Annotated in this window: 5 protein-coding genes; 2 read left to right on the top strand and 3 right to left on the bottom strand. The window is 55.0% G+C overall.

The features are described from left to right. Positions 1-114 precede the first annotated feature (114 nt). From Q0482_RS01990 to Q0482_RS01980, 3 genes are all read right to left on the bottom strand, one after another. A complete protein-coding gene (locus tag Q0482_RS01990; RefSeq protein ID WP_299142694.1) occupies positions 115-573 on the bottom strand; it encodes a hypothetical protein in 459 nt (152 codons plus the stop codon). Positions 574-596: 23 nt separating this feature from the next. Further along, positions 597-1,031 (bottom strand): VOC family protein, encoded by a 435-nt coding sequence (locus tag Q0482_RS01985; RefSeq protein ID WP_299142691.1) that lies wholly within the window; start codon positions 1,029-1,031, stop codon positions 597-599. Between the two features lie 1,332 nt (positions 1,032-2,363). After that, the gene (locus tag Q0482_RS01980; protein WP_299142688.1) at positions 2,364-3,773 is read right to left on the bottom strand and encodes an aspartate ammonia-lyase; all 1,410 of its coding nucleotides are present in this window, start codon (positions 3,771-3,773) and stop codon (positions 2,364-2,366) included. Positions 3,774-4,918: 1,145 nt separating this feature from the next. Here Q0482_RS01980 and Q0482_RS01975 point away from each other — a divergent pair. Further along, positions 4,919-5,947 carry a deoxyguanosinetriphosphate triphosphohydrolase gene (locus Q0482_RS01975; RefSeq protein ID WP_299142685.1) on the top strand — a complete coding sequence of 343 codons (1,029 nt, stop codon included), beginning with the start codon at positions 4,919-4,921 and terminating at the stop codon, positions 5,945-5,947. A gap of 1,132 nt (positions 5,948-7,079) precedes the next feature. Beyond that, entirely contained in the window at positions 7,080-8,993 is a 1,914-nt protein-coding gene (gene lonC / locus Q0482_RS01970; protein WP_299142683.1) for a Lon family ATP-dependent protease, read from the top strand. Positions 8,994-9,744 lie beyond the last annotated feature (751 nt).

Genomic DNA, 9,744 nt, shown 5'->3' with positions numbered 1-9,744 from the left:
CTGGATTCTCAGTCGCCTTTGGCTCCCTGCGAATCCAGTTCCTTTGCCACCCCGCTCCGCGGTGGGACAATAGGGTGGGGAAGAACCTTCTGCATGGCGCTGCAAAGGGGCCCATTATTTTCCCCAATCCTCCCATCGGTCGGGAAAGATAAAGGCCAGCACCGTGCCCATGAGGAGGATGGCGTACTTAATGCCTGAAGGCATGAAGAGGTCGGCTATGATGTACATGAGGATTACCACCGCCGAAAGTTCCCGGCCCCGGGGATAGACCCGGTACCGCTGGATCCAGGAAGCACCCAGAATGACGTTGGCGGCAAGGGTCATGAAAAGCTGGAGCAGGCCGATGAGGATGATGTTTTTCGTCATATCCAGCCGGAGCAGGTACACCCCTGTCATAAGGAGGATGGAAAGAATCACCGCTCCCGCCGCTATGGGAATCCTTTTCAGGAAAGCCTTCCGGGAAATGGATTTTCTCACGTCCAGCGGCGATTTACGCCAGGTGAGGAAGGCGATAAGAAGGGCGGAAAGTACGTACTCCGCCACGAAGAAAAGATTGGAATGGTAAGGTGTCAATGGTTTATCCTTTCGTAAAAATCCTATTCGTCAGCCAGGGATTCGTCATTGGCTGCCGGCAGAGGCGCTGCAGGCTTCTGCTGCACATACCGGGCGATTTCGATGAGATTGCCGTCAGGATCCCGAAGATAAAGGCTCTTCATAGGCCCCCGGGCGCCGTGGCGGTCCACAATCCCCGTAATCACCGGAGCACCCTTTGCGTTAAGTTCAGCAAGTACATCTTCCATAGCCGTTTCCGTGATGAGGCAGAGATCAATGCTTCCGGACACCGGATAGGCAGCAGCCGGCTTAAACTCCCCCGCCCGCTGGTGGATATTGATTTTGCAGCTCCCGAAAAGAAGAGCGTACCGGCCATTCTCAAAGACAACCTCCATATCCAGGAAATCCCTGTAAAAATGAAGACACTCCTCCAGATGGCCGGTGGTAAGAACGATATGATCAAAATGAACTAATTTCATGGACATACTCCTATATAATGGTTTCCTGCAGTAAAGATATACTATATTCTATCTGTTTAGAAAGGATTAGTCAAAAGGGGGAGAAGGAGGAAATGGTCAATGAAGATGGACGCCGGGCAATGTGCCACATATGACACGACAGGGAAGCATAGAGAGGCCCTATTCTGCCCCCTGAATAGGGGTGGCAAGCGAATACGATTCGTAGGGGAGCGGTAGCGACCTGAGAATCGTGTGAGACGCTTCCCTTTGGGTAAGTCCGGCGCAGCCGGATAGGGGTGGCTGTGGAGGTCCTGCATAGGACCTCCAAGTCAGCCGAAGTTGGCCTCTAGCCTGCCCAATAAGAGGCCTTCCTTTTAGTCGGCTGACCGATGTCAGCGTCCAATTCAGCAGAATGGTACATGGGGAGATGAGACATAAGTGTTCTTCCCGTTCCGGCGGCGAACGCAGCGAGCCCGCCGCCGCAAAGCGGCATATAAAACCTGCGGCGCCAGCCGCCACCACAACCCTCGGGCCCAAAGGGCCCGTCAAACCTAAGAACCTTCCGGCCGAAGGCCGGTCAAACGTCAGAACCCTTCGGGGCCAGAGGCCCCGTCCCCATGGCAAAAGAAAAAAGGACCTCTGGAGAGGTCCTACGGAATGCATATGGCTTCCGTCAAGGCAGACAAACAAATATTATTATTATTTGAATTATTATAACAGAGGAAACGGGGTTTAGAGAATACCCCGCTGATTTTTTCAGGAGCCCTATTTCCTGCTCCATGAGAGCTGGTGGGCTGGTGTACTAGTGGGCTGGTATACTAGCGCCTTACTTTGCCCGACTTGCACATCCTATGCAGGATGTGCACAGTGGGACTATGGGCGTTGGGCAATGTGATACATATGGCAACGCATGGAAATGTAGAGAGGCCTATTCTGCCCCCTGAATAGGGGGCAGTCCCGCGAAGCGGGATAGGGGGTGGCCACCGCAGGTGGCCAATTCGGCAGGATGGTATCTGGAGAGATGTGTCATAAGCGATTTTCCTGTTCCGGCGGTTCCCCCTTTGGTGCCTGCGGCACCACCTTTCTCCACGGGAAAGCATGTCACTGGATTCTCAGACATCGGGCCGGATAGCCAAAGGTAGGCGCCTTTATGGGCAGGCTAGGCGCCAACTTATCCGGCCTTGCGTATTCTATGCAGAATACGCACCTTTGGCTCCCTGCGAATCCAGTTCCTTTGCCACCCCGCAGTTCGGTCGGGCGACAAAAGGAAAGCGCCTTTATGGGCAGGCTGGTGAGCTGGTGGGCTGGTGAGCCGGTGAGCCGATAGCCGGCTGCCGGCAGCCGGCAGCTTTCCTATTTTGCCAGTGCGTCTTTTCCTCCTGCAATACCGGGGTGGGTCATTTCATAGGGAGAAAGGATGCGGTTCATGGCCGTTTTGGTGATGAGCTTTTTCTTCAGAATGATTTCACGGACCGGTTCACCGGTGGTATAGGCTTCCCGGGCGGTGGCAGCGCATTTTTCATAGCCGATATGGGGGAGCAGGGCGGTGATGACGCCTACGCTGTGGTCCACCCAGTACTGGCACTGCTCGCGGTTGGCCTCCATGGATTTCAGCAGCTTTTCATTGAAGGTATTCACTGCGTTGGTGAGGTAGCGGAAGGAATTGAAAATATTGAAGGCAATCACCGGTTCCATCACATTCAGCTCCAGCTGTCCGTTTTCCACGGCCATGCTGATGGCCATATCGTTGCCCAGCACCTGGTAGCAGGTCTGGTCCAGCACCTCCGCAATCACCGGGTTCACCTTTCCCGGCATGATGGAAGAACCGGGCTGCCGGGCTTCCAGCTTGATTTCATTCAGCCCGCAGCGGGGGCCGGATGCCATGAGGCGGATGTCGTTGGCCATTTTAATGAGGGACAGGGCAGTCACCTTCAAAGCGGCGGACACATCGGCGTAGCAGTCGGTATTATTGGTGGCATCGATGAGGTTCGGCGCTGTTTCGAAATGGAAGCCCGTGATTTCAGACAGATTATAGGGGAAATGTTTAATGTATTCCGGCTCTGCATTCAGGCCGGTACCTACAGCCGTGCCGCCCATATTGAGGTCCTGCAGGGAGCGCAGGGACCGGGTAATCCGGCCGATGCTCCGGCGTACCATGGACGCATAGGCGTTCATTTCCTCTCCCAGGGTAATGGGTACGGCGTCCTGGAGGTGGGTACGTCCCATTTTCAGTACATCCTCAAACTCTTTGCCCTTGGCCTCAAAGCCTTCAGCCAGGTCGATCAGAGCCTCTGTCAAAGCCGCTGCCTTGCGGCACAGGCAGACCTTAATGGATGTGGGGAACACATCATTGGTGGACTGGGCCATATTGGCATGGTTGTTTGGCGAAATAATATCGTAACGGCCCTTTTCATAACCGAGAATTTCAAGAGCCCGATTGCACAGAACTTCATTCATGTTCATGTTGATGGAAGTGCCGGCGCCGCCCTGGATGGGATCCAGCGGGAACTGGTCAATCATTTTCCCCTCCATGATTTCATCAGCAGCCTGGATGATAGCCTGCCCGATGGTCCTGTCCATACGGCCGGTCTGCAGATTGGTGAGGCAGGAAGCCTTCTTGACAGCAGCCATGGATTTGATGAAATCCGGATCCAGATGGGCACCGGTAATCTGGAAATTTTCCTTAGCCCTCATGGTCTGAACACCGTAGTAAACTTCATCAGGTACTAATTTTTCTCCCAGAAAATCATGTTCCTTACGCATTTTTGAATTCCTTTCCATGCAGAGTGCAATAATGATGGTATGATAACCATAATGCAATTTCGAAGGACTTTCTATGACTTGAAATCATTTCCATGACTGAAAAAGGCGGGAAAGCCTGTCCCCCGAAAGGCCTCCCCGCCAACAGAAAGAGCGTCCGATATACCCGGTATACCAGACGCCCTTGCCAGTCATGTTCACTTGGAAGAAGGAAATTTGAAATTCCCTCATCTGTGAGAAAGTGTACAACTATTCCGGAAACCTGTCAAGTGGTATAAAAGATTAGAAGATGAAGGAAATAAGTATACACTTAAATAGAAAACACAGGGCAAAACTCCGATGGCCGCGGGGAAGAAAAGAAAGAGAGAAAAATGAGAACAGGAAAATAGAGAGCCCATAACGTTAGAAAATTTTTTAATAGGGGGATATAGGGAAGACCGCTGTCCGCTGTCGGGTATGTCTCTGTGGGTAAGCATAGAGAGGCTTATTCTGTCCCCTGAATAGGGGTGGCAAGGGAACCTGGGTCGCACTAGCGAACTGGATTTGTAGGGGAGCAGAGCGACCCGAAAATCCAGTGAGTCAGTGACAGCAGTGGATGTAGGGGAGCAAAGCGACCTGAGAACCAAGTGAGACGCTTCCCATCGGGGCGGAGAGGGACCGCGATGCACCTTAAACTTGCCTCCCCCTGCTTGCAGGGGGAGGGGGACCACGATAGTGGTGGAAGGGGTTGGTAAGCACCGGAATGAATCATAAGTGCTGCAAGCCATTGCGGCGATTCCCCCTTTGGTGCCTGCGGCACCACCTTTCCCCCTGTTCAGGGGGCACTATGGACGCTGGGCAATATGCTCATGTGGTACTTATGGCAGTAGTGGCAGTAAAACCATACAACCGGGCTGGCGCCCGTGGGAAATGCCTTCTAAAATCTGCCGCGTCAGCGGCAATCCACAACCCTCGGCCCATAGGGCCGTCAAACCTGAGAACCCTAAGAACCCTCGGGGCGAAGCCCCGTCAAACCTCACGCTGAAAGCGTGTCCCATGCCGCCACTACAACCTTCGGGCCTGGAAGGCCGGTCAAACCTGAGAACCTTTTCACTTCAGATGTTATAATAAAGAAAAATGATTTCTATTTCCCGTAAAGGAGGGTGCCTATGCTGATTCGCAAGCGGAGTGAAGAACTGGAAAGAAAGATTCTCTGCCATCGGGCGGCTTTGTCCGCCAATGCGGTGCGGGACAGGGAAGAGAAGAAGGATCCCCTGCGTACCGATTTCCAAAGAGACCGGGACAGGATCCTCCACAGCAATTCCTTCCGGCGGCTGAAACACAAGACCCAGGTATACATCGCGCCCCGGGGCGACCATTACCGCACCCGCATGACCCACACCCTGGAAGTGGCCCAGATCGGCCGCACCATGGCCCGGGCCCTCCGGCTGAACGAAGACCTGGTGGAAGCCATTGCCCTGGGCCATGACCTGGGCCACACCCCCTTCGGCCACGTAGGGGAACAGGCGCTGCAGGAAATCTGCGGCCACTTTGAACACAACGAGCAGAGCGTCCGCATTGTAGAAAAACTGGAAAAGGAAGGCCAGGGGCTGAACCTTACCAGGGACGTGCGGGACGGCATGCTGAACCACTGCGGGAAACTCAAAGCCCACACCCTGGAAGGGGCTCTCATCAAGTACGCCGACCGCATCGCCTACCTCTGCCACGACTACGAAGATGCGGAAACCATGGGCCTCATCGGGCCGGAAGACCTGCCGGAGGCGGTGAAGCGGAAAATCGGCGTCACCCACTCCTCCATGATTACCGCCATGGTCACCAGCGTGGTAAAGAACTCCATGCAGAGTGAAGAGGACGGCATCCACATGTCAAAGGAAGGGGATGAAATCCTTGCCCTCTTCCGCCGGTTTATGTTTGACGAAGTCTACATGTCGAAGGCCCTTATCCCCGACAGGAAACGGGGCAGCAACGTGGTGAAAATGCTTTACACCTACTACACCGAAAAACGTCCTGACGGCAGCTACCATGAAACAAGGCTCCCGGAAAAACAGGTTCGCCTGGCGGAAGGAAATATTCCCCTGGCAGCGGTGGACTACATCTCCGGCCTCACCGACAACTTCGCCATCAACCTCTTCGAAGACATCTTCGTGCCAAGGTACTGGACATTCAAGAAAGAGTGAGGAGAAGTCAGCTATCGGCTATCGGCTATCGGCTGACCGCCGGGTACTTCCCACCTCCCCCTGCCATCCTGAGCGGAGCGAAGAATCTCGGTACACGCCGCTGGTGAGGCAGAAATTGTTAAATGCCAGTCGGCGGGAAAGTCAGACAGTCAGATAACAGGCAGCAGACAACTGTATTCCTGACCGCGAATGAATCAGTGCTTCCTTAGCACTGGAGACACAAAAGCCAATCCCGCAACGTCCTTGCCCACCCCTGTCTAAGGAAGCACTGATTAATTCATAGAGTTTTCTTTTATAAGAATTTTTATGCACTGCTTCGTCATGGGCTTCCTTAAATAGCTCACTATTCGCGTCAGTCCATTCCTCGCATTGCTTAAAAATTCAAGAATAAAAGCAAACAATGATTTAATCAGCGCTTCCTTAAGGTGTGAGTGGCGAGCGCAGCGAGCCGGAAGGGGTCAGCCGCAAAGCGGCATTTAATTTTTATTGCCCGTAAGGGCAATCCGCAACCCTCAGCCACGCAGTGGCTGTCAAACCTAAGAACCTTTGACAAGGCAGGTAAGCATAGAGAGGTTTTATTCTGCCCCCTGAATAGGGGTGGCAAGGGAACTGGATTCGTAGGGAGCCGCAGGCGACTGAGAATCCAGTGACACGCTTCCCTTCGGGTAAGTCCGGCGCAGCCGGATAGGGGTGGCTGTGGAGGTCCTGCATAGGACCTCCAAGTCAGCCGAAGTTTGCCTCTAGCCTGCCCAATAAGAGGCCTTCCTTTTAGCCGGCTGACCGTGTAAGGCGGCCAACTCAGCAGGATGGTACTTGGAGAGATGAGACATAAGTGCTTTTCTCACTTCGGCGTTTCCCCCTTTGGTGCCTTACGGCACCACCTTCCCCCCGCCTGCGGGGGGACAATAAAGTGGGGGGAAAAAAACCTTCTACACAACCTGCGCTGACAGGCGCGCCCCTTTTTATACTGCGGCGAAGCCGCCACCACAACCTTCGGGCCTGAAGGGCCCGTCAAACTTAAGAACTTTCCGGCCGTAGGCCCGTCAAACTTGAGAACCTTCCGCGCCCCCTGAGGGCGCGGAACCCTCTGGCCGCAAGGCCAGTCAATATAATAATAAAGGAGGGGATTTCTGTGGAAGATGTAAAAGATTTAATAGGCCGTCTCATGAACCATGTAGACGGCAGCAGCTTTTCCGATGAAGAACTGAAAAGGCAGATCAATGCCATATACAGCATTTACGCCAGCATTATGGGCTCCGAGCAGATTATCGTGCAGGCCAGCCGGTACAATGCGCTGAAATACATACATGATGAAAACCCCCGCATCCGCCTTCTGGGCATGGAGCGGCTCATTCTGGAAAGCAGGGATTACACCCGGGTGCCTACGGATGAGGACATTCCCGCCATTCTGGACAAACTGGAAGACAAACTGGCGGAAATGCTGGCCCGCCAGGCGGTGGAACGGCAGCTGGAAGAAAAAATCGCCGACCGTCTCGAAGAAAGACACCAGGAATATGTGGATGAAATCCGCCAGGAAATCATAGACGAAGAGACGGGAGACACGGAAACGCCCCAGAGCCGCCGCAAAATGGAAAAACTGGAAGCCCTGGACAAAGTAAAACTCACCACCACCATTATGAACGTGGTGCGGCCCCGGAGACTTTCGGAAATCGTAGGCCAGGACCGGGCGGTGAAGGCCCTCTTCTCCCGTATCGCCTCCCCCTATCCCCAGCACCTTATCCTCTACGGACCGCCGGGCGTGGGCAAAACCACCGCCGCCCGGCTGGTGCTTGACGAAGCGAAGAAACTGTCCTACACCGCCTTCGGTGAAAACGCCCCCTTCGTGGAATGCGACGGCACCACCCTGCGCTGGGACGAACGGGACATTACCAACCCCCTCATCGGCTCCGTTCACGATCCTATCTATCAGGGCGCCAGCCGCCAGCTGGCGGACGACGGCATACCGGAACCGAAGCCCGGCCTTGTCACCGAAGCCCACGGCGGCGTCCTCTTCATCGATGAAATCGGCGAACTGGACCCCATGATGCTGAATAAACTCCTGAAAGTACTGGAAGACAAAAGAGTCTATTTCGAATCCGCCTACTACGACGAAGACAACCCCGCCGTACCGGACTACATCAGGAAACTCTTCAAAGACGGTGCGCCTGCCGATTTCATCCTTATTGGCGCCACCACAAGACAGCCCGAAGAAATCAACCCCGCCATCCGCTCCCGCTGCGCCGAAGTTTTCTTCGATCCCCTCCAGCCCAGGGACGTGGTGGAAATCGTGAACCATGCGGCGGACAAGCTCCACGTCCATTTGGAAGAAGGGGTGGCTGACCTCATCAGCACCTACACCATGGAAGGCAGAAAGGCGGTGAGCCTTCTGGCCGACGCCTACGGTCTCGCCGTCTACGAAAACGGAAAGGCCGATGACGTTGCCATTACCCTGGACCTTATGAAACGTACCGCCCAGGCCAGCCGCCTCTCCCCCTGGGTAGGCCGCGTGAAGAAAGGAAAACCCAGAGTAGGCCACATCTACGGCCTTGGCGTAGCCGGCTACTGGGGAAGCACCATAGAAATCGAAACCGCCGTTTTCCCTGCCGGAGAAAAGGGCAAAGGCACCATCCGCTTCAACGACACCGCCGGCTCCATGGCTAAAGACTCCGTGGCCACTGCCGCCGCCGTAGTGCGCCTCGTCACCGGCAAAGACCTCTCGGACTACGACCTCCACGTCAACATCGTAGGCGGAGGCAACATCGACGGCCCCTCCGCCGGCGCCGCCATCACCTGCGCCATCGTCTCCGCCCTGGAAAACATCCCCCTCCGTCAGGACTGGGCCGTCACCGGCGAAATCTCCCTCTCCGGCGACGTGAAACCCGTAGGCGGCGTCATGGAAAAAGCCTTCGGCGCCCGCCAGGCCGGCATGAAAGGCATCCTCATCCCCGAAGAAAACAAGACAGACATCGACGGAACCTCCCTGGACATGGAAGTAGTGCCGGTTACACATATCAGGGAAGTGCTGGATAAAATGCTGGTGAAATAGTGGGGATAGGGAAGCGCAGAGAGGCCTATTCTGCCCCCTGAATAGGGGGAAGTCCGGCGCAGCCGGATAGGGGGTGGCCGCGGCCGCGGCCAGTTCAGCAGGATGTTACATGGAGAAATGAGGCATAAGTGCTTCTTACCATCGCGGCGGTTCCCCCTTTGGTGCCTGCGGCACCACCTTTCCCCCTGTTCAGGGGGCACTATGGACGCTGGGCAATGTGCCACATATGATACGACAGGGAAGCATAGAGAGGTTTTATTCTGTCCCCTGAATAGGGGTGGCAAGCGAACACGAGTCACACCAGCGAACATATTTTGAAGGAACGCAGTGACGCGCAAAATATTGTGAGTCGGTGATAGCCGTGCTGTAGGGGAGCGGTAGCGACCTGAGAATCGTGTGAGACGCTTCCCTTTGGGCAAGTCCGGCGCAGCCGGATAAGGGGTGGCCGCGGCCGCGGCCAGTTCAGCAGGATGTTACATGGAGAAATGAGGCATAAGTGCTTCTTACCATCGCGGCGGTTCCCCCTTTGGTGCCTGCGGCACCACCTTTCCCCCTGTTCAGGGGGCACTATGGACGCTGGGCAATGTGCCACATATGACACGACAGGGAAGCATAGAGAGGTTTTATTCTGTCCCCTGAATAGGGGAAAGTCCGGCGTAGCCGGATAAGGGGTGGCCACCGCAGGTGGCCAATTCGGCAGAATGCTTAGCGTGATTTATGCAGCAGGAGGAGACTCCCGTAACTCAGGCTT

This window comes from uncultured Dialister sp. (assembly GCF_937959425.1).
Taxonomy (GTDB): domain Bacteria; phylum Bacillota; class Negativicutes; order Veillonellales; family Dialisteraceae; genus Dialister.
The sequence above is the reverse complement of the archived record's forward strand: the minus strand, read 5'-3'. Positions and strand labels throughout refer to the sequence as shown.

Excerpts from the sequence above, each read along its gene's own strand:
- Q0482_RS01985 (WP_299142691.1), bottom strand. The coding sequence starts at position 1,031 with ATGAAATTAGTTCATTTTGATCATATCGTTCTTACCACCGGCCATCTG.
- Q0482_RS01980 (WP_299142688.1), bottom strand. The coding sequence starts at position 3,773 with ATGCGTAAGGAACATGATTTTCTGGGAGAAAAATTAGTACCTGATGAA.
- Q0482_RS01975 (WP_299142685.1), top strand. The coding sequence starts at position 4,919 with ATGCTGATTCGCAAGCGGAGTGAAGAACTGGAAAGAAAGATTCTCTGC.